Annotated in this window: 22 protein-coding genes; 3 read left to right on the forward strand and 19 right to left on the reverse strand. The window is 38.0% G+C overall.

Features of this window, described 5'->3' with window-relative positions:
• Positions 1-32 precede the first annotated feature (32 nt).
• From AC0N32_RS02610 to AC0N32_RS02620, 3 genes are all read left to right on the forward strand, one after another.
• Positions 33-497, forward strand: coding sequence for a DUF1572 domain-containing protein (locus AC0N32_RS02610; protein WP_476392315.1), 465 nt, complete (start codon positions 33-35; stop codon positions 495-497).
• Positions 498-1386: 889 nt separating this feature from the next.
• Positions 1387-3228, forward strand: a complete 1842-nt coding sequence (locus tag AC0N32_RS02615) for a M1 family metallopeptidase (protein WP_476392316.1) — start codon at positions 1387-1389, stop codon at positions 3226-3228.
• A gap of 702 nt (positions 3229-3930) precedes the next feature.
• On the forward strand, positions 3931-4689 hold the full coding sequence (locus AC0N32_RS02620; protein WP_476392317.1) for a type III pantothenate kinase: 759 nt from the start codon (positions 3931-3933) through the stop codon (positions 4687-4689).
• A gap of 84 nt (positions 4690-4773) precedes the next feature.
• Here AC0N32_RS02620 and AC0N32_RS02625 read toward each other — a convergent pair whose 3' ends face one another.
• The 19 genes from AC0N32_RS02625 to AC0N32_RS02715 form a co-directional block, all read right to left on the reverse strand.
• The gene (locus tag AC0N32_RS02625) at positions 4774-5205 is read right to left on the reverse strand and encodes a nucleoside deaminase (protein ID WP_476392318.1); all 432 of its coding nucleotides are present in this window, start codon (positions 5203-5205) and stop codon (positions 4774-4776) included.
• A 1-nt stretch (position 5206) separates the two neighbouring features.
• Entirely contained in the window at positions 5207-5812 is a 606-nt protein-coding gene (locus AC0N32_RS02630; protein WP_476392319.1) for an energy transducer TonB, read from the reverse strand.
• Positions 5813-5818: 6 nt separating this feature from the next.
• The gene (locus tag AC0N32_RS02635; protein WP_476392320.1) at positions 5819-6448 is read right to left on the reverse strand and encodes an energy transducer TonB; all 630 of its coding nucleotides are present in this window, start codon (positions 6446-6448) and stop codon (positions 5819-5821) included.
• 43 nt (positions 6449-6491) lie between these two features.
• Positions 6492-7412, reverse strand: a complete 921-nt coding sequence (locus tag AC0N32_RS02640) for a helix-turn-helix transcriptional regulator (RefSeq protein ID WP_476392321.1) — start codon at positions 7410-7412, stop codon at positions 6492-6494.
• Between the two features lie 300 nt (positions 7413-7712).
• Positions 7713-8147: a hypothetical protein gene (locus AC0N32_RS02645; protein ID WP_476392322.1), complete on the reverse strand. Its 435-nt coding sequence runs from the start codon at positions 8145-8147 to the stop codon at positions 7713-7715.
• A 3-nt stretch (positions 8148-8150) separates the two neighbouring features.
• Positions 8151-8759, reverse strand: a complete 609-nt coding sequence (locus AC0N32_RS02650) for a hypothetical protein (protein ID WP_476392323.1) — start codon at positions 8757-8759, stop codon at positions 8151-8153.
• A gap of 40 nt (positions 8760-8799) precedes the next feature.
• Positions 8800-9150, reverse strand: coding sequence for a hypothetical protein (locus tag AC0N32_RS02655; RefSeq protein ID WP_476392324.1), 351 nt, complete (start codon positions 9148-9150; stop codon positions 8800-8802).
• Between the two features lie 5 nt (positions 9151-9155).
• Entirely contained in the window at positions 9156-9893 is a 738-nt protein-coding gene (locus tag AC0N32_RS02660; RefSeq protein ID WP_476392325.1) for an EndoU domain-containing protein, read from the reverse strand.
• Positions 9894-10037: 144 nt separating this feature from the next.
• Complete coding sequence (locus AC0N32_RS02665) at positions 10038-10280, reverse strand: hypothetical protein (protein WP_294304454.1); 243 nt, start codon at positions 10278-10280, stop codon at positions 10038-10040.
• A gap of 8 nt (positions 10281-10288) precedes the next feature.
• Positions 10289-12649: a hypothetical protein gene (locus AC0N32_RS02670; protein WP_476392326.1), complete on the reverse strand. Its 2361-nt coding sequence runs from the start codon at positions 12647-12649 to the stop codon at positions 10289-10291.
• 92 nt (positions 12650-12741) lie between these two features.
• The gene (locus tag AC0N32_RS02675; RefSeq protein WP_476392327.1) at positions 12742-14712 is read right to left on the reverse strand and encodes a hypothetical protein; all 1971 of its coding nucleotides are present in this window, start codon (positions 14710-14712) and stop codon (positions 12742-12744) included.
• Positions 14713-14802: 90 nt separating this feature from the next.
• On the reverse strand, positions 14803-16449 hold the full coding sequence (locus AC0N32_RS02680) for a hypothetical protein (RefSeq protein ID WP_476392328.1): 1647 nt from the start codon (positions 16447-16449) through the stop codon (positions 14803-14805).
• Positions 16450-16747: 298 nt separating this feature from the next.
• The gene (locus AC0N32_RS02685) at positions 16748-16915 is read right to left on the reverse strand and encodes a hypothetical protein (RefSeq protein WP_476392329.1); all 168 of its coding nucleotides are present in this window, start codon (positions 16913-16915) and stop codon (positions 16748-16750) included.
• A 163-nt stretch (positions 16916-17078) separates the two neighbouring features.
• Complete coding sequence (locus AC0N32_RS02690; RefSeq protein WP_476392330.1) at positions 17079-17633, reverse strand: hypothetical protein; 555 nt, start codon at positions 17631-17633, stop codon at positions 17079-17081.
• Positions 17633-18316 (reverse strand): hypothetical protein, encoded by a 684-nt coding sequence (locus tag AC0N32_RS02695; RefSeq protein WP_476392331.1) that lies wholly within the window; start codon positions 18314-18316, stop codon positions 17633-17635. The genes AC0N32_RS02690 and AC0N32_RS02695 overlap by 1 nt, the downstream gene beginning before the upstream one ends.
• A gap of 70 nt (positions 18317-18386) precedes the next feature.
• Entirely contained in the window at positions 18387-18983 is a 597-nt protein-coding gene (locus tag AC0N32_RS02700) for a DUF2589 domain-containing protein (RefSeq protein WP_476392332.1), read from the reverse strand.
• A 343-nt stretch (positions 18984-19326) separates the two neighbouring features.
• Positions 19327-20364: a patatin-like phospholipase family protein gene (locus tag AC0N32_RS02705; RefSeq protein WP_476392333.1), complete on the reverse strand. Its 1038-nt coding sequence runs from the start codon at positions 20362-20364 to the stop codon at positions 19327-19329.
• A 181-nt stretch (positions 20365-20545) separates the two neighbouring features.
• Positions 20546-21046, reverse strand: a complete 501-nt coding sequence (locus tag AC0N32_RS02710) for a M15 family metallopeptidase (RefSeq protein ID WP_476392334.1) — start codon at positions 21044-21046, stop codon at positions 20546-20548.
• 168 nt (positions 21047-21214) lie between these two features.
• Positions 21215-21985, reverse strand: a complete 771-nt coding sequence (locus AC0N32_RS02715; RefSeq protein ID WP_476392335.1) for an XRE family transcriptional regulator — start codon at positions 21983-21985, stop codon at positions 21215-21217.
• Positions 21986-22014 lie beyond the last annotated feature (29 nt).

A 22014-nucleotide genomic window follows, 5' to 3' on the forward strand; every position in this document is an offset into this window, starting at 1 on the left:
AGAAAAATAATTATCTTTAAAAAAATAAACAAATGAGTACCACTTTACAATTAGCCGGAAGATTCAGGGAAGTTTTGCTGGATGGTTTTTGGATCGCCAATACCAATTTTAAAGATCAGCTATCTGAGGTCAACTGGGAAATGGCCACAAAAAAGATTGGTTCCATGAATACCATCGCCATGCTTACTTTTCATATCGATTATTATATCGCGGGACTGATAAACGTTTTTGAAGGCGGACCTCTCGAAATAAAAGACAAATACAGTTTTGATCTTCCTCCGTTGGAATCCCCCGAGCAGTGGGAACGCCTTAAGCATAAATTATGGAAAGATGCTGAAAGATTTGCCGCCTTGCTTGAACAGATGCCGGATTCTAAGATGAATGAAGGGTTCGTTGATGAAAAATACGGTACCTATTTAAGGAATATCGACGGAATGATCGAGCATTGCTATTATCATTTAGGACAAATTACTTTGATCAGGAAGCTTTTGAGCTAAAACACAAATGACACGAATATTTTCACGAATAGCACGGATTTTATTTGTGGCTAAAATATCTCCCGCAAATCAGGCAGATTGTGCGGATCTTTAACTTAAAAAATCTGCTTAATCTGCAAAATCAGCGAGAGAATTTTATAACTAATGATGTTAATCTCATTTAAACCTTAACAATAACTCTGCATTTGAGTTGTTATTTTCAGGAAGCTTTTGAGCTAAAACACAAATTGCACGAATATTTTCACGAATAGTACGGATTTTATTTGTGCCTAAAATATCTCCCGCAGATTAGGCAGATTGTGCGGATCTTTGACTTAAAAAATCTGCTTAATCTGCAAAATCAGCGAGAGAATTTCATAATTAATGATGCTAATCTCATCCAAACCTCAACAATAACTCCACTTTTGAGTTGTTATTTTCAGGAAGTTTTTGAACTAAAACACAGATTGCACGAATATTTTCACGAATAGTACGGATTTTATTTGTGCCTAAAATATCTCCCGCAGATTAGGCAGATTGTGCGGATCTTTGACTTAAAAAATCTGCTTAATCTGCAAAATCAGCGAGAGAATTTCATAATTAATGATGCTAATCTCATCCAAACCTCAACAATAACTCCACTTTTGAGTTGTTATTTTCAGGAAGCTTTTAAGCTAAAACACAAATTGTACGAATATTTTCACGAATAGCACGGATTTTATTTGTGCCTAAAATATCTCCCGCAGATCAGGCAGATTGTGCGGATCTTTAACTTAAAAAATCTGCTTAATCTGCAAAATCAGCGAGAGAATTTCATAATTGATGATGCTAATCTCATCCAAACCTCAACAATAACTCCACTTGAGTTCTTATTTTAAATACATATCTTTAGGAAAATAAAAAATTTTAAATGAAAAAATCGTTTGCAATCCTGTTTGCGTTTATCATTTCTCAATTTCAGTCACAGCAGGGGCCTTATTATCAGCAAAATGCGAAGTATAAGATGGATATCGATGTAAATGCTGAAAAATTTACCTATGAAGGCAAACAAACCTTAGAGTATACAAACAATTCACCGGACGAATTGAATGTGGTATACTTTCATTTATATTGGAATGCCTTTAAGCCAAATTCCATGATGGATCAGCGCGTGGCGGCCCAGGGGAAAAACGGCGATGGAAGGTTGCAGAAAGACGGAGTTTCAAGGCTCGCATCAATTCCCAAAGACCAGGAAGGAGCACAAAATATCCACTGGATCAGACAAAACGGGAAAAACCTGAAGTTTGAAATTCAGGAAACGGTAATGAAAGTGTACCTGGCCGAACCGATTAAACCCAATTCATCCACAACTTTTACCCTTGAATGGGATGCTGTCATTCCACAGCAGATCAGAAGAAGCGGAAGAAATAATAAGGAAGGCGTCGATATGACGATGACTCAGTGGTATCCTAAAATTGCAGAATACGACTACGACGGATGGGCAACTTTCGACTATATCGGAAGAGAATTTCATGCCCCGTTTGCCGATTTTGATGTTACCATTAAAATAAATAAAGACTACGTTATCGGCGCAGGCGGAATTCTTGAAAATCCAGCAGAAGTTAAAGGGTACGATGCGAATGCGAAAATAAAATCTGATAAAAATAAAGCCACCTGGAAATGGACTGCAAAAAATATCCTGGACTTTGCCTGGGCTGCAGATAAAGATTATATCGTAAAAAGTTTTGATGTTCCGCAAGGGCCAAAAGTGTACCTGGTTTATCTGAACAATGATAAAACCAAAGTGTGGGAAGAGGCCCAGCCTTATCTTGTAAGATATTATCAGTTGATGAATGCCCATTTCGGGAAATACGTTTACCCTACGTACGCCTTTATTCAGGGCGGAGACGGTGGAATGGAATACGGCATGTGTACCATGATCCTCGGAGAAGCCAAAAACATTGAAGGATTGATGGGGTTAATGGCCCATGAAGGCGCCCACTCATGGTATCAGCAGATGCTGGCCACCAACGAACCGATGCGTCCGTGGATGGATGAAGGATTTACAAGCTATGCGGAAGGGTTTGTGATGAACCGGTTGTTTCCTCCGGCAAAAGAGCTTCCGAATCCTTTTGTGAAAACCCTCGACGGGTATAGAAAATTCCTCAAAAAAGGAATCGAAGAACCGGCAGTTTGGCTGGGAGACCACCACGACAACGGTACTTCCTATACGTATGCCTCTTATATAAAGGGAGAGTTGTATCTGGTGCAGCTGGGTTATATTATGGGCGAAGAAAACCTTGCGGAAACCCTGAAGCAATACTATGATCAGTGGGTGCTGAAACATCCTTCCGACAGAGATTTCCTGCATATTGCCCAGAAGGTTTCCGGGATGGATCTGAAGTGGTTTCACCATTACTGGATCAATACCACAAAAACCATTGACTACGGAATAAAAGACGTGAAGTACGGCGAAAAGTCGACCACCATTACTTTGGTGAATAACGGTCAGGTGCCGATGCCGATAGATTTTAGTGTCATCACAAAAGATAACAAGCTGATCAATTATCAGATTCCACTCAACATGACCCGCACCTGGAAAACAAAAGATGCTTACGGCGAATTCAAAACAATGCCGTACTGGCCCTGGACCCAAAAAGAGTATATCCTTACCATACCTTACAATAAATCTCAGCTGACGGTAATGGGAATCGACATTAGTCAGCGACTCGCAGACGTCAATCCGGAAGACAATATTGTTGAGGTTAAATAAACCTTTATCTATAAAATATCCCTGAAGTTTTTTTTCAGGGATTTTTGTTTGAAAATAATAAGATGACCGTCATTAAATCCAAAATCTTTGCATTATAAGGCTAAATTCACAAAAGAATATTTTAGTGTATTGTTGGTTTGATTATACATCATCTGTTTTTAACTGAAAGATATTTTGATTTTTAATTAAAACACGAGTGTTTGTAATCTTTGTAAATGTTATTTGAATTAAAATAATATTGTTTTACCGTAATGTAAGTTGTATTTTAATTAAAACATGAGTGTTTGTAATCTATGTAAATGTTATTTGAATTAAAATAATGTTGTTTTACCTTAATGTAAGTTGCATTTTAATTAAAACATGAGTGTTTGTAATCTATGTAAATGTTATTTGAATTAAAATAATGTTGTTTTACTTTAGTGTAAGTTTCAATTTACTTGTAACAGGCTGTTTGTATTGTTTGTTAACGGCATTTGAATCCGGATGTGGTTGCTTGATCTAAATATATTATACAGCTCGGCAAACGGTTTCAATTCAGAAAAACCTGCTTCAGAAATATAAATCATTTCCGGGAAACACGTTCTTATAGGATATTGGATATTCTTTCATCAAAATGATTCCGGATAAATTCGTTTTCGCTTATATTAAAATCATTAAATTTATCGCCTTAAATAATTAGAGACTCCATTTTACGCTAAATAAATGAATTCAATTGTAATCAATGTAGGAAACAGCAATATCAGATTCGGTCTTTTTCATGATGACAACTGTTATATTTCCTGGGTAATCAATACCAAGCCATACAGAACGCCGGATGAATTGTATGTTCAGATGTCAATGTTGTATCAAACCTATAAAATCGAGCCGAAGGAAATTCATAAAGTGATCATCGGTTCTGTTGTTCCCCCGCTTACCAAAGTGATGAATGCGGCGATTAAAAAGATTCATGATCTCGATCCCGTGATTGTTGACCGGACGACACCCTCCGGAGTTGTGGCAAAATCTAAGCAGATGGGAACGGACATTTATGCCAATCTCGTAGCAGCACACCATCTGTATCCCGACCGGAAAAAAATTGTGCTGGATTTCGGAACGGCCCTTACGGCAAGTTGTGTTGCGGAAAACGGGGAAACTTTAGGGGTCATTATTGCTCCAGGGATTATAACGGCTCTGAATTCGCTGATCGCACAGACCGCCCAGCTTCCAAGTATCGAATTGGTGAAGCCGAAAACCGTACTGGGGCTCGATACCGTTACCTGTATGCAGAGCGGGATGGTCTACGGGTTTTTAGGAATGGTAGAAGGTTTTATCGACAGAATCAATGACGAAGTGCAAGACCAATGCTTTGTGGTAGCTACCGGAGGCGTTTCTCATGTATACAAACCGCTGACCGACAAAATTCATGTGATGGACAGGCTCCACACGCTAAAAGGACTGTATTTTTTAGGAAAAGATTTATAGGCAAAGGTTTAGGTAGAAACTGAAGTCAATGTTTAAGTAATATTTTAAGTGTAATTATCTTAACCTCAGCCTCAACGTCCACGATCATCTCTTTGATTTAAAGAATTCTTTCACAATGGAAGCGCATTCATTTTCTAAAACTCCTGTTATGATTTCTGTTTTGGGGTGAAGGGTGAGGTGTTTGTTGATAAAGCCGCGCTGTTCGTCTCTGGCACCGATAACGACCTTTGAGATCTGCGCCCAGGACAGGGCTCCCGAGCACATGACGCAGGGTTCCAGGGTTACATAGAGCGTACAGTTTTTCAGGTATTTCCCGCCAAGGAAATTTGCGGCAGAAGTGATGGCCTGCATTTCTGCATGCGCGGTGACATCGTTCAGGGTTTCGGTAAGGTTGTGGGCCCGTGCAATGATGCGGTTGTTGGACGCCACGACACAGCCGATCGGAACTTCATCCTTTTCCAGGGCGATTTCGGCTTCGCTGAGCGCCATTTTCATAAAGTATTCGTCGGTAAACATTTTAATCAAAATTTAAATTAAAAGGAAGCCGAAATCTGTATCTTGTCGGATATCCGTCTATCCTCGCAGGTTCCCATTTGTACTCTGTAAGATATACTGCAAGTTCTGCCTGTCTGTTGAAATCACCATTCGTTCCTTCGGCCTTTACATCAACAATGCTTCCGTCTTTTTCGATAATCATGGTTACCACAGTCCTTATTTTACCTTTAGCATTAATATTTCCTGCACAGAATTTGTCGACGATTTCCTGTTTGAAACCGTTGATTCCTGTAGGATAGCTTGGTGAAATTTCTCCTTTCTCATCAAGTGGCTGAATAGTTTTAGGATCAAAATGAATAACAGGCGGATTCAATTTTATATTGGAAAGTTCGGCTAAATATTCGTCATTTCTTTTAAGCTCTAAAGAATTTAACTCCTTTTCCTTCTGTGACTGAAGTTCTTTAGTTTGTTTCTTCGAAAGCTTTGCAGTCGCCATGCTTTCGTATTTGGCAATAATACTTTCAAATTCCGGAGCATATTTTTCTTTGATAAGTTTTAAACCTTCTCTTTGCTGCGCGCTGATAAAACTGAATAGTAAGATAGAGAGAATAGAAAAGTATTTCTTCATAAAAAATTATTCAAGATTCATCGTTAAAGGGAGCCGGAACCGGTATCGTATGGGAGTGCCGTTCACGATGGCCGGTGAAAATTTTTGCGGAACCGAGTACAGGGCAATTTCGGCCTGCCGGTTAAAGGTGAAATTATCTCCCCGGGCTTCAACATTCGTGATGGTGCCGTCTTTTTCAACAATAAAGGCGATATCTGCTTTAACGATTTTCACTTCAGAATATACACCCTCGAGATAAAACAGGTCGGCAACCTCTTTCCGGAGTTCATTGATTCCCCCTGGATAATCTGCCACTTTATCGGGGCCTGAAATCGGCGTAGCTGCATTTTCACCGGATGGCGTTTTAGGAGTTATGTTAATCCGGGAAAGATCCTCCAGGTTTTTAGTCTTTAAGAGAACCGCCGTGAGGGCTACATTTTCGATACTGTCCATTTTCTGCATAAACAGCAGATAATCATTCTTCACGGAAGCCTTTCGGAAATTGTCTGTTTCGGCATCAAATTTCTTTTTAAACTCGGTACCGAGCATAGCGCGATGCTGGTTGTAGTATTGTTTAACGAGCCTGAAATCTTCGGTCTGCTGCGAACAGCAAAGAAAGGAAATTAAACAAAGCAGATATGAAAACAGGAATTTCACGTGATATATTTATGTAAATGTAGTCAAAAATCCTTTATCTGTTTCAGTCTTTCATATAGCGGCTTAAAGACTCCTGCAAATGGTTACGGATTTCATCAACTAAAATCTTCGGTTCTAAAACCTGTACTTCTTTCCCATAAGACAAAATCTCCTGCATAAAATCGTAAGTGGGGTGTAGGAAGAATTCAAAAAATATTTCTTCCGGTGTTTCTTTTGTTTCTTTCTGAGACTGGTGAAGCGGAAAACTTTTAATATATTCTCCCTGATGCCTGCTGCATTTCAGAACAATTTTCTGAGGGTTTTGTGCAGTGAGGTTCATCACGCCGAAGGCATTTTTAAAATGTTCCCTGAAGTTATACTTATAATTTTCCCTGAATTGCCTGTCGCTTACATCAAGGTAATTGATCCTGTCGAGGCCGAAGGATTTCAGGGCTTTGTCTTTGGTATCGATGGCAATAAGGTACCACCGGTCTTTGGATTCTTTCAAAGCTAAAGGGTGAACTTTCCGCGAGGTCATCAGCTTATTTTTATAATTGTAATGCTCAAAAGAAACGATTCTTTTGTTTCTGATGGCAAAAAACAAATCGTAGAAATGTTCGACTCCGGTGGGTTTCCGGCTTTCAAAAAAGATAAAATCTGAGAAGTCGGGGTGCAGGTTGAGGGCATTGCTCACCTGGAAAGATTCCAGCAATTTCTGGTTGTATTCGTCGACTTCCATAATGGGTCGGCTTTCGATATAATACCGGTTGTCTCCCTTTTTTTTGTTGTGGATCGACAGGTTGAAAAGGTCGGAAATCTCCCGGATGTCTCTTTGCAAAGTACGGATCGAATAGCTTTTAATATCCGCGTCCTGAAATTCAAAAGAGTTGAGCAGATATTCCTCGAGCTGTCCGTAGGTAGCCGGAGAACTTTCTAATCTTTTGATGATTAACGCATATCTTGTCAGGTAAAAGTCTTTTTTCATTATTAAAAGTTTCTGACACAAATATATGGGCTTCATGCGACAAAAGGTGTCGTGTTTTATTTTTGTGGATAAGTTTTAAAGAGTGATCGGTTAAATTAGAATTTTGTATTGGCATTTAAAAGTCAGTTTTCCGGCTCATTTCAAAATATACTGAAGGAAGTTTTTAAAAGAAATATCCCTTTTCATAAAGTTAAAGCAGCCATTGTAGACTGCTTTATTATTTTAACTCATAAATGTCTTACAAAATTATAGTTATCAGCAATAAAGTCGTGGCTATTACAGCTATATCTACATTGTAAACTATTCTATCGAAAGATACATTGGTTTATTTTCTGCCAAACATTCTTCTGCAATAGTTACGATTTTGTAGAAATCCTGAATATTTCTGCTTTTCGGACTTATGAGACTAAGATTCATATCATACGATTTACCTTTCCATTCCAAAGTCCAACTTTTATATCTCCTTCCTTCTACAGGTTCTATTAAAGGTAAGGTGTTGTCTATCTGTTTTTCAAAAACAGCCATTATCTGCTCTGTTTGCTCTTTATTTAATGGGAAATCTTTAAAAGTTTCGTCTACTTTATTACCTAAAACCGTTCTTAATAAATCCTCGTAAAAAGGGACTATGGTGCTTGTACTGGAAGCAATTGCAAATTTTTCATAACTATCATTTTTGTAATAATCTAAAGGACTTTTATCGCTTTCCGTTACATTAGATATTATTATACTACTCATACTTTATTCTTTAATAAATTTTACAACGACTCTAGTTTTCAATACATTCACTGATGGATCTTTTATAACAGCCTTTTTAAATCCTTTAGCTTTTGCCCATTTCCCTGAAAAAGTTTCGTAAGCAGCTTCTTCGTAGGACATTCCATTATCTACAGCTTCCCAGAAAGCTTTTAGGTTTACCGATTGTCCTCCATAAGGATTATACACTCCATCTGTTTTCCAGAAACCGATCATTCCATCTGCTTCACCTATTTCTTTATTTTTCTTCATAAATTCATAAGTGTCATCCAATATCACTTTACCTATTTCTGCAAATTTATCAGTAACTTCTTTACTGATATTAATATCCCCGTAAATAATTTTTTCTCCTGAATTAATTGGTAATTGATGTAAAGCGGCTTCTTCTGGTGACATAATCTGTAAATACCCCGAGTGTTCCCCATTTATAAAATAATCAATGTAAATTTCTTTACCTTCTTTAGTTACTTTACGAGCAGTTTTTAAAATTGCTTCGCCAAATTTATCTACTAATGTTAGCTCTACTTCCGCCGCCTGATCACCTAATCTTTCTATATGCCAAACCTGTTGCAGGCAATTCTTAAATTCAGTCATTTTAAAAAATTAAAGCAGCCATTGCTGGCTGCTTGCTGTTCTAACTCATAAATACTTTCCAATCTTTCATCAGATCAATAAGCTCCTGTAATGGCATTGTTAAATCTTGATAAGAAGTAGAATTATAGTTATCTGCGATGAAGTAAGCTGTATCCTTGCTACATTTAAAATCTCCGCACATATAGCCTATTTGCATAAACATAAGATTACCATTCGCTTCTAACCAAGTTTTACTTTCATTTCTTACTCCTTCCAAAATATCTATGATCTCTTGAATGTTATTTGGAAAACGAAACTGGCCAATAAAAAGGCCTAATAACATATATTTTTCATCTGTAACTCCTTCATGTTTACCTAATTTTGGGTCATTTATAAATTTTATTTTATCCATTTTTTTTAATGTTTAAAGATTATGTACGCCGTTCTAATTTCTCTATTATTTTCATTAATATAAAATTCAATTTCAATACCTTCTTTACTTATTCCTTGATATTTATTTCCCATTATCTGTTTTGCATTTTCACTCGCTTCTTGCACTACTTTCTTTATTTTATTGATGTCCCATTTGCTAGGAAAAAAGGTGTGAGTATCTTTCTTTAGAACCCATTTTCCCATTTCTTGTATCCAATACTCTATTTTCGCTAAGCGAACTGTTTCTCCTGTTGGTAATACTTTAGTACCAAGATTTTCTGCAATTCTTACCAGTTTATTATTCAGCTTATTTAGAATATGAAAACCTCCTACCGTAGGACTATAATTAAATCCCCTTTCTGCTGCTTTTCCTCCTCGACTGGCCAGATATTCATATTCTTCTACAAGATTTTCAGCTTTATATTTCTTTATCCGGATGTGCCCGTCTTCTACATGTTCTTCAAATCGTCTTCCTATGATAAAAATGCCTTCCAGTAAATCATCAAGATATTTCACAGCAGCTTCTTCACCCATTTCCTTTAGTTTTTTAGCAAGAGCTTCCACCTGTTTTTTGCTTCCTGTAAAAACCGTAAACCCTTTATATTCAAGTCTGGTTATAAAGTTTCCATAAATACCTGCATTGAATGTTGTTTGCTGGAAAGTAGTTTTAGGTTTCAGTCCAAGATTTCCTAAAGTCTCTGCAATTTCCCTGCTGAAGCCCAATCCTAAAAATTCTTTGGCTTTGGAAAGTTTATATCTTGCTTTTAAAAACCGCTTTTCTAAAGTTTTCCAAACGGTCTTTAAGAAGTCTCAAAAATTTTTGATTTCTATTGTAAAAGAAAAAAACAGCCCGAAGACTGCTAAAAATTAATTTTCTATAATTTTTTTTATATCCTCTAAGATACTTCCTTGATATTCTTCTATGGAATTATAATTCGTATCACAGATTATCATTATTTCTTTTGCTTCTTCAAAAGTTATTTGAGGAAAATCCTTTCTCATTTTCTTCATCGATTCTAAAGGAGACAACGTTTTTTTATATTCTAAATAGATTTCAAAAACGTTTTTTCCATTTTTTTTAATTTGCTGATAATAATTTCTATCTTTCATAACTTTAATTATTTAATTTCAAATTCTTTAAAATAAACTTCCATTTTTTCACCAGGATTTCCTCCAAGTACTTCAGGAACTTCCATTAATTTTTTATCAAATTGTTGGTTCTTAATAAATTTTAATACATCATTGTTAATAACTGTTGAACCACCTAGTTCAGCACGTGTAAGATTTAGACTTTTAGCAATATTAAATACCTTAGTCCTATATTGCATAAAAGTAACTAAAGCCTTTCCTGATCGATCTGTAGTATAAAATATATGGCACCGTAATAAATTTCCCACCTTAATTATGTATCCTGATACATATCCTGAAGTTCTTGATACAAACTCAAATGATACATATTCTCCCAATAAAAATTTGGAAACAGCTACTTCTGAAACACCAATATCTCTAAGAGTAATCTTTTGCAATAAATTGTCCAAATATTTTATTGCAGCTTCTTCCCCCATTTCCTTTAACTCTTTAGCAAGAACGTCCACTTGTTTTTTACTTCCAGTAAAAACCGTAAACCCTTTATATTCCAATCGTGTTATAAAGTTTCCATACGGAACATTTATTGGGGCTGCGGTCGATTGAAAACCAAGCTTAGGTTTCAGTCCAAGATTTCCTAAAGTCTCTGCTGTCTCCCTGCTAAAGCCCAATCCTAAAAATTCTTTGGCTTTGGAAAGTTTATATCTTGCTTTTAAAAACCATTTTTGAAGCTCGTTCCAAACCTGCTGCAGGAATTTTTTCAACCCATTGCCTCCTTTTGAGAAAAGTTCCAGTAAAGCGGACAGTGCCCTGTATGCCTGATCCTTCCCATACTTTGCCGCGGCAGAGATAGCTGCTCCGACTTCTTTGTTTACCGCTTCAACGATTTCCGCAATTTTGCCTAATTTAGCAACTTTCAGAACCTGGGTAAAAGGTATAAAAAAACTGGCAATAAAAGCAATCCCGCTTCCTCCAATATAAGAAATCCTTACCCAATCATAATCTTCTTTATTGTGGGTTTTGCAAAAATCCAGCACCCTGTCATACATCTCCGAGGCTGCGGTTCCCAAATTATCCCAAAAATCTCCTCCAAATAAAAAGTCATAGATATTATCCAGGATTTCCATAGCACCCTGAAAGTCCAGGATTGTGTTAAATGGCGCTTCCAGGATACTTCCTATTAACTTAAAGAGCGAAGATATAAAATCTACTAATCCATTCCACAATCCGCAACGGTAAGCAATCCACATTTGCATTTTTCCTGCCAGGAAGTTACCCAATTCGTTATCTGCGGAACTATAAACCGCTTCTACCTCTCGTGTAATGAAATTGTTATAATCTCTGATAAATGTTTTTATTGCGTTCGAATATTTTTTAATGTATTCTTCAAGGATATGAGGCGTAATGTCATGGAGATCCAATCCTTTTTTATCTACAAAAAGCTTATCGATATCATTGAGAAAGTCATCTGTAATGATGATCGTTTTGAGAATATTATCTTTGTCAAAAAAATAATCTTCACTTTGGGTATCCCAAAAGTCATCTGCTATTCTAAGATAATCCAAACCGTTCCCTATATTATTACAAACCCATCCTAGTGCCTTTGATGTAGAAAAGAAATAGAGAAGTCCCTGTTTAAGAGTTGTTAAAATATTCTCCAGGTTTACATTGGTCTTTTCAATATTTCCTTTTTCAAGAAGCTCTTTTATTATATCTGTACCAAGGGCTGTATTGCTTGATAGAGAGTTCATTACTGAGGAATTAAAGAATCTTTCGTCCGGTTCTCCGTCTTTATTGTAGAATTGTTTTTTTACAAACGGAGAAACTTTAGCATAAAGTTTTTTGGAAGAGAAGAAATCTTCATCACCTTCAATAAAAAAATAAATATCATTTTCTCCTAATTTTGACGCATTGTATGCCTCACGAACTTTATTCCCATCGTCGGAGAAGAAAAAATAAACGGTAAACATCAGTTTTTCATCAGGGTCCCATATTCCATTAAGATTTTTATCAAAAAAGAAATCTAAAGAGGTGTACAAATAACGATCTTTAGTTGTCTTTTTCAAATCGTTTATAACAGTAAGATCTCCTTTTTGTTCTGTCTGCGCATCTATGAAATAACAATTTTTGATAGATTGTGCTGTTTTACTGTTGTTTGGAGGCTGTATCTGTAGCAATGGACTCACATTGCTCATCCCCCTCACGGTTTCTCCGAGTTGAATAGGTTGTGACATTGTGCTTTGGGTATTAAGGAAATCCTGGAAGCTTTTATTGTTTTGCTCCATCACTGAAGAGAAATCCAGGATGTTTCCGTTCTGCCAGTCTGCCAGAAGTTCTTGCTGTGAGGCGCCGTCAAAATCCTGTATTTCATTTAAATAATCCTGAAAATTCATTAGGTTTCATTTTTGTGTTAAACAATCTTTTCCTGTTCCCCTTCCATGGTGGGAAGGGGATTTATAGTTTCAGGAAAAGTTCAGATTTTAAATTACTGAAGGGCTTCTTTCAGTGCCGATAAAGGGAGCTGGGCCACAACTTCTTTTGGATCATCGTTTGTGGTGAGCTGAAGAAATCCTTTATTCAGTTCGATATTGTCTACAAATTTGTCCTGGCCTGAATTCAGCTGAGATTCAACAATAGAAAATTCGGTTTCTGTCACAACATCGGAAGGAACTTCAAACTCGGCAGGATTTTCCTTGGTGAACGGTAAAGCCGTAGCCGTCACCAGGCCAGCCGAATCTTTCTGGAGAATATTAAGCGAAGTCGGCAAAGTTGTAACCCATGCTTTTCCCTGTTTTACCCCTAACGGTTCGCGCATTTCATCAACAATGCTCATGTACATCGGATCTCCGATAACCGGCACTTCGCCACCATTCCAGATTCTTCCGGTTGTTAAGAAGAACTGAACAGCATCTTCAAATCCGGGATTTACGGTCACAATCACTCTCGCCATACCCGCCTGCAGAAAACTTCTGAATAGAGGATCTGCGCTTTCAGACAAATACATATTCTGCCATTCTTCACGGTTTGCCCAATAATACGGATAGAAAGTGTACTGCATGATGGTCCACTCGAAAGCCTGTTCCATAAATTTGGCTAAAGCAGTGTACTGATCCAGGTTGTTATCTAAAATGATACTGAAATCCTGCATGGCTTTAGCGCCATTGGTAAGCTTTTTACCCAATGCTGAATAATCCTGGAGCAAGAAAGCGATACAGTTGTGTTTAAGAATAACCCTTTCCATATCACGATAGAAGTTGGATAGTTTTTCCTTATTGGCTTCTTCCTGTTCTTTTGCCTCTGCGGCCAGTTCTTTTTTCTTCTCTTCAAATTCAGTATAAGCCTCCTGATAAGCTTTGATGATGGCATCAAAGTTTTCCTGTTTCCATGCATTCATATAGGCATCGGAAAGTTTACAGGTAATTTCAAAATTGAAATTTACGGAGTCAATATTCGAACCCTGATACACGAAATCATAGTTGCCTGTGACATTTTGCGGAGAAAATTCTGCAACAGCATCGATGGAAGTGCTTCCGTTAGAAAAATAAGCCATGCCCCCGCTAAAGTTGCTGGTCGATAAACCACTTCCTCCTCCTCTGTTTCTTTCAAAGCCATACCACATTTTTACGTGACTTGCCTGGTAATTGGCGGGAATATCAATCGTTAAATGCTTATAGCCACCATCACCATTGAGCTTTATCCATTGCAGCCCTGTGGTAAATTTTTTGGTCGAATCGATGAGTTCCGTCAGTTTTACATTATAAATACTGGCCCAATGCTGTATTTGAACCACAGTAGCTGATTTAGAATCGGCCATCGTCCAGGGCGCATCGGCTCTTCTTGGATCAACAGGCGCCGTTAATGTTTCTGTTACGGTAGCTGCGGTGGCCAGGCGGTGTAATTTTGCCGGTTCGGGGATCATGAATTCGAACATCGTACGCTTACCATAGTTGTAGATCTGGTTTTTCATTTTCTTATCTACCCATCGGTAGACGCCGATCACATGCTTGTCGCCGTTCCTGTTGTCAAATCCGTGCGCATTATTTTCTTCAAACTCTTCAATGATCTTTTCTACTCTTTCTTCTGCTACTTTGGCTAAAATTCTCTCGGTAGCCTTCTCAGTGATTTCCTGGGATTTTGCAATGGCCTGTCGGGTACTGTTTTCTTTGGCATTATGCGAGGCAAAGCTGCCTCCGACCTGGTAAGAATTTCCGCCATAATTAAAATGAGCCTCTGCATTGATGTCCTGCTGAATGATATTGGCTACTTCAGACTGCATATCATTTCTTGTGGTAGAGGTCGTATCGTTTAAATTTTCCCTTTCTGTCGATTTCGAAGTCGTCGTCTGAATTTCACTTCTCCGTAATTTTCTGGTTGATTTTTGCTTAAATTCTTTGGCCATAATGTTCTCAATATGAGTCACCTCACCGGGAACATAAGCGTGGGTGGTTTGTACCACCTTAAGATAATCGGCAATTCCTAATCTTTTGACTCCAAAATGCTTTGGAAAAAATACGCCTGGCTGCGCTGTTGTCTCTCCGCCGGTGTTTTATGATTCTTCAGAATATAAAATTCCGGTATAAGGCTGATTGATCGTTAGGTCTGTGTATTCCAGGGTTGCCTTCTTGCCATTGTTAAAGAAAATCTGGATGACTAATGACCGGATCGTTTTTCCAAATTTATCCGTCAATAACGGAGGAAGTGTGACTTTGTTGTCTAGAATGCCAATGCCCGAATAAGCTTCCTCAAATCTTCCAAAATCCGTACTGGCAAAAACTTTTAGAGATCCTAAGCTCCATGAACTGCTTTCTGCCTGGTAATAGAAGGTAAGGCAGGCTGGCGTTCTTGAACTGACGGGGCTATAGCTTGCATTTAAATAATAAGATCTTGGAACGGTCTCGGAAAGACTGCTTCTTGAGCTGCTTACCGGTACCAGAATATTCCCCAGGTTAAGATATTTCTGTTCCTGAAGAGGCGACTTCTGAAGCAATTGCTGAGTCGCAGCAGACAGCTCCTGGTCAATTTTTTCGAAAACTTCTGCATACGTATCGTAGAAATCACTCATTTTAACGGTAATTTCCCCAAGCTTTAATTTTCTGTTTGCGGAAACAGTAATATTTAAGAAATCATATCCGTCAAAGGGAATTTTTCCGCTTTCAGGTTCGGCGAAAATGCTTACAAATAATTTGAGATCATCTAAAGAAAGCTTGGCAACAAAATCTTCGAAATTAAGCTCGTCCTTAAAAACAAATCCAAACGGAGGAATTGTTAAAGGCTGCAGGCTTAAATAGAGTTTGTCAATTTCCGCCTGGGTCATTCCTTCCGTAATCTGGGCTTTGATGCGCTCAACCTGCACATTATAGGCGTCGATCTCCTTTTTATATTTATCTTTATAAGCCAACTGTGCGGTTTCATACGCTTTGTTCTTAGCTTTTATATATTCTGCCTGAATTTTTTCCAGCTTGGGTTTTAGTCCGGAAAGCCTTTCTTTATACAAATTCAGTTTTGAAACATCTGATATTTTATCACCTTCGGCTCTTAACTGGCTTTGAACCGATACCGGAAGTTCGGTATTCGTTATAGGATCTCTTTTTGAAGGTGCGGTGCCTTCGTATCCGTCTCCGAAAAATTTCATGGGCAACACGACACGTGCTTCCAGAGCCTTTGCCAGAAGGTTTTCCCCATTTAGCTTTACCAGATCCAGCGTGGGAGGCAGCGTACTCACGTATCCGTAATGAAGAGCTCTCAAAATATGAATGATTGCTTCTTTTACATAAAAATTATTTTCGGTAACCGTTTGAAAGATAAGGTTGTCCCATAATTCGGCCATTTTAGCCTGAATGGCTGTGCTGGTATATAAAGTTTTCGCTTTAGTTTGTTCTGCTTCCAGAAGAATTTCTTTTCTGGAGATTTTTCGCCCAATTTTTAAGGCGTCTGCAAAAACACCCTGTTCGATGTTCAGTTCCGATTCATATCCTTTGGTAGAAAAGCTTTTTGCCGCTCTTTCCAGGGATTGGAATTTAGCCAGTGCAGAATCAGCAGGATTTACCAGCTTATCAAAAAAGCTCGTCAGAGTGGAAGGTCTTAAGATAAACCCGAGATTTTCTTTTTTTGTTTCGGTTAATTGTGGATTTCGTAAGCTTACGAATCTGAAAAGTGTCTGTGAAGTATTGTTTTTACTACTTTCTATTGCCATTTGTATTAATTTTTTAATTGTTAAACAGTTTTTAAATAAGGATTTAAATGAAAATAATTACGCTAGAAGGCGTATGCGTTCTATTTTTTTTACAGCTGATTCTTTTTACATGCATTTTGTTTTTTAGGGTTAATAATTTAGTTGAACAGTTTGTGCAAGGCTCCTGCTTAGATTCCGGGTTTAATTTTATTCATATATTAGTTTTTAATGTAATTTCAGGCATTTTTCTGGCTGTTCATCATGGGGAATGACGAATGATCGTATGCTGGAAAGGAAGGGCTAAAAAGGGATATGTGCTTTACAAATCCTTATCAAGAATGTCGTTTTTGAAATCTTCTCTGAAGAAATTTTCAATATCGTTCAGGCAGTTTTCGTAATCGATTTCCGTGTTTTCGATGTCGCTCCAGTCGATGGTGTAGAGGTCTTCATCGAAAGCAATATCTGAGCTGTGATTTGGAGTTTCCATGTTATATTGATTTAGACTCGGGTTATCATTTAGTTTAAATAAAATCAGATTAAATCTGGGCAGGTATTGAAGCTTTCATGGTTATTAGTTTCTGATTCAAAGATATAAACGGGTGGCGACAGAACTTGACGTGATAAAAAAAATAACTCAAAAAATGAGTTATTTAGGTAAAGTCGCTTAAATCTATTTCGTCGCCCATGAGCATGAAAATATCCATTTCAGAGAGCAGTGATTTGAGCTTTACGGCGCCGATTTTCAGGTCATTATCAGATAAAATATAAATCCAGATTTTTCTGATAAAATCTTCAAACGGCTGGCTTTGATTATAAATCTGCGTATGGGTCTGAGCGGTAATTACAAGGAGCTGCTTTACAATTTCCCGGCATTCGTTCATCTTTTTCTCATAAGGTGTCAGTACGCTGAGGACGGTATTCTGAACATCGTACAAGATTCCGGCGGCAGTTTTTATCTGGTTTCTTTTAATGTTTGTGCCTCTTCCTTCTACCATTCTTGCCGCAATAATTTTACTTCTGAATCCTGCCAGTTCGGCCACTTCACTAATATTGTATGTTGAAAAGATATTCTCCGAAGCTTTTAACCAAAGCATGATTTTATCAATGAAGTAAGGATCTTTTTTTTCCAGAGAAGAAACGATTGCTGGAAACTCCAGCAGCTTTTCTTTCAGCTGGCTGACCAAAATAAACTGTGATTTTCTCATTATTCAGGAATTAAAGTTTCAACAATATTTCCGTTAATGTCTTCATAACGCGACCATTCCATCCCGGATTCACTTATGCTCATCTTGGCATAGATGAGGTACTTGGGATCAATATTCATGAGTTTGCTGGCTTCTACGATAACCTCATTTTCTTCTACTTTTTCGATGATTTTTCTGGCTTCAAAAAGCGTGCGGTCCCTGAGGCTGTTCTGGAGTGTATCAGATTTTACCTGATCCCATTTGAAATTCGGAAGATCCAGACAAAACTCCGTAATATACTGAGGAACGATATCAAATCTTTTTTCCTGTTCTACTGTAAGAGTCGTCGTATTTTCTTTCTTTATTTCGTTGATAGTGTCATCATAATATACTTCCATTTCGAGGAGAAAAGTCCTGAGTTTCTGGTCGCTTGAAGTATCGCCGGCATTGTAGCTCGTTTTCATCACTTTGGTAATCTCATCATAAGCGAAATCTCTCAGCTTGAGAATGGGTAAAACACCTCCCTGGGCAAAAGGAATAGTAAGGTCTACCGTTCCTATTTTCATTCTAGGGATAGAAAAATTTTTCAGCATTTCATCCTGAGCATATTCTCTGGCAATCTGTAAAGTCTGCAGATCGGCCATTTTTCGGGAGGAAGCAATTTCTGAAACAATTCCTCCCAGGTATTCATTTAATTTTGGCATGATAAGTTTTTTTTTAGGTTAATTAAGATGGTAGAAAAGGATGGCCGCAAGCGCAGCCATCCGAAAAAAATTAATTGTTGACTGCGGAAATGCTGTCTTCAAGCATATCCATCACTCTTGCAAGTCCGGCCGGCAATTCGTCATTTACCGCTCTTACATGAACCCCTAAAGTATAGGTTCTTTCGGTGGTTGATGTGCTCGATGACGTTTTTTTGTACGATGCAGAGGCATTGAACTTCACTTTCCAGAATTTTGCACTTAAACTGGCAGAACCGCTGAATTCGCTTGAAACATTCTGAGTTTCCACAGAGTTTAATTTAGCGTTAAAATCAATGGTCAGCTCATCAATTCTAAGAGCGGGAACGGTAAGCATTGAAAGAAAAGGAACCTTCAGGTTAACTTCCGCCTCCTTAAAAGGGCTGCTGTTTGGTCCGGAAGTGAGCGTTGAATCATAATCCGGGTTAGGAATTGATTTTTTGTAATTAAAATCTACGTACTTCAGCAAGTCGGGCTGTCCACTCGCTCCGGGAGTAAACCCAACTTCTTTAATAAAGTTCACCTGTGAGATGGATGCGTCATGTTGCGCTTTTACTGCAGCCTGCAGCGGACCGCCAATGTAAACGCTGAAATCTAAACTGTTTAATTCTTGTACTAAATTTGTTGCCATAATTAATGGGTTTTTAAAGGTTGATAATTGATTATATAGCAGTGCTAGCAAACTGATATTCATGGGTAATACCTATCCTGTTCAGCACGAAGCTGAATACAAAGATTAACGGATAGGGTTGAGGTTATTATAGCCCGGAGAATCCGGCTATTGAATTTTCTAAATCAAAAACTACAGCGCTGTAGAATATTTTTCATGATATTTGGTTTTTTGGTTATTGTTTTTAGTTTCTGGCTCAAAGATATAATCACATAACGACAGAACTTGACGTGAAAAAAAATTTTTCTTTAAAATAAAATTATAAGGTTTTTAGCTTATTTAAGCTTGGTATAAGTGGAAAAGCTTATATTTTGTTTTTTATCAGTTTCTGAACAATCTGGTTCAGGGTATCTCTGTTGTCATCAATATAAGACAGTCCTGCCTGTATGAGATTTTCAATATTCGATCTTCTCACATTATCCATCGCAGGAGAAGCATTTTTCAGCGAAGGATTGAGGCGGTAATAATTCTTCTGGTTTCTCTGTCCCAAAGTCTGAAACATTTGCCCCAGCTGGTAATCTACCGTTTCTGCATTGGCCGACATTAAAATATCAATAATCGGGTTTACCCAGTTTATTTTTCCGGCTTGCTCCAGCTTTTTAAAAGAATAGGATCTTGCCTCAATTCCGGTACCTATGGAAATAATAATCATATCGTTCACCGTGGGATGATTGGTTTTCTGATGGTTTTTCAGAACTTCCGCAAATGGGATTTTCCTGGCTTCCGCATAAGCGCAGAGTGACGGATTGTTGGCAAACATGCCACCGTCGATCAGGCTGAAAACCTGTCCGTACATCGATTTGATCTGAACCGGTGAAAAATACGTAGGGGCCGCCGAAGTCGCTCTGCACACATCTTTTACGTAAAAATTGTCTGTGCTCAGATCTGCTTTCCATGAGTTGAAGAGTTTGGCTCTTCTGTTCTCTATATCGTAACTGGTGATTAAGCAGGGTTTTATCAGTTCTTTTAATTCTAAATTTCCAAAAAAGTCATTCAGGTTTTTTTCAAGTGCTTCCTGGGATATTTTTTTGTTGATCAGCCCAAAAGGATTGATCAGTCTTTCCCAAAAAGACACCTGAAATATGTCGCCACCTTTTTCAGCATATAATTCCAGCCCTTTTTGGATAGAATATTTTGCTTTCCGGTGTTCATCGGGACATAGAATGATGGATGCAATCAGGCCTCCTGTACTGCTTCCTGCCACAAAATCAAAATAATCGCCCAGCTTGGCGCCCGGCTTGTCATGAATCTGCAGCTGCTCTTCTATGTAGCGTAGAATAATGCAGGTAATGATTCCTCTTATTCCACCCCCGTCCAAAGAAAGAATGGTTGTTTTTTTCATTTGATTTTACTTTTTTTCGGAGAATTCCTGACGCCTTTAGACAACTAAAACCAACAGATTCCCGAAGAAAGGCTGTTGGTTTTAATTTTTATCAATGTCGTTTTTGGTTCTCTAAAGCAAAAGTAGGTAGGGGAAACGACAGAACTTGTCGCATTAAAATAATTTTTCAAATAAAAGAGAATTAAAGCATGACATAATCATCTTTATCCCTTTTCATTTTGATGAGTGTCCTCCAGCTTGTTTTGATAACGCCTTTCGCGGTAGGGAGAGACTTTTTCTCAAAATGAGGTAGATCTTTAAAGGTTTTCCAGTTGCCGCCCCAGTCCCAGCCATGTCTGGCGAAAATCTTTACGCATTCGTACCAGTCGGCTACCTTATCGTTGTCCCAGTCCTTTGCCGTATCCCAGCTGGCGGTTTTTCCATCGATCATCAGGCAGATATCAACGGCCAGCCCGTAATTGTGGATGCTTTGCCCGGCTTTGGCATTGGTGACTTTTTTTCCTGACGTAATTCTTCCGATGGCATAGAGCTTTTCCTGTTCTTCAAAACTCCTTAGACCCTGGGTGATTCTTACTTTTGCCCTTCCGGTTAAGGCTTCATCGCATTCCTTAATAATTTGCTTCACTTCCTCTCTTACCGAAGGGTGAAGCTTTTCAATTCTTTGTAAAGTTACTTTGTCCATATGCTCAATGTGTTGATGTTCCGGAAGCAAAGGTATAAGGTCGGTGCGTCAAAACTCGACGTGTAATAATTTATTCATCTTAATATACTTGATTTTAATGCTAAGAATATGAAAATGAGAAATATAAAATAAGATATTTGTCAGGATATACCGATTTAAAGCAAGCAATTACCGGGAAATTTTATCATTCAGCTTTTTAATATCACTTCTTAATTCTAAGAACATATCTTTTAAATTATAGTTTTCAATATGGTCCGGCTCAAAATCTTCCGGGAAAATTCCGGAAGCATACTGCCAGATTTCCACAATTTCCCCCAAAGGAATATCATATGGAGTATAAAAAGAGTTGTCCGCCGCCACGGTGATTGATTTTTTATTTTTAGCCTTGAATCTTTTATAGGAAATACCGTCATTCAGCGTGACAAAAACATAGCTCTTATTGGGTTTTAAATCTTCAATGTTCTCAACATACTTTCCGATGATGTAGGAACCGTCTTTAAACGGTGGCATTGAATCCCCTTTTGCGGGAAAAGCCCTGTATTTCCCATTAACTAAAAAAGGCAGGGAAATTCGCTGTAAGCTTTCAATATACTCGGGATCGCTGTAGCCGGACAGATAGCCCATCGATGCTTTCTGCGGAACAATTTCAATACTGTTGTTGCCCAATTGATCCACCACTACCGGAAGAACAATACGGTTATCCGGAAGCCTTAATATTTCTTCCAGCGGATACTTTCGGATATCCACCGAGACCAGAAGGTCGATGCTGACGTTAAAAAATTTTGAAATCTTCACCAATACTTCAATCGGAGGTTCCGAACGGCCGTCTTCGTAAGAAACATACCGCGATCGGGTAATGATTAATGTATCCGCCAGATCCTGCTGGGTGATCCCTTTCTTACCTCTCAAAAATCTGATGTTATCTGAAAAAACTGACATTGTTATAATTTGTAACAACAAATATACAA

The organism is Chryseobacterium endophyticum (genome assembly GCF_056333165.1).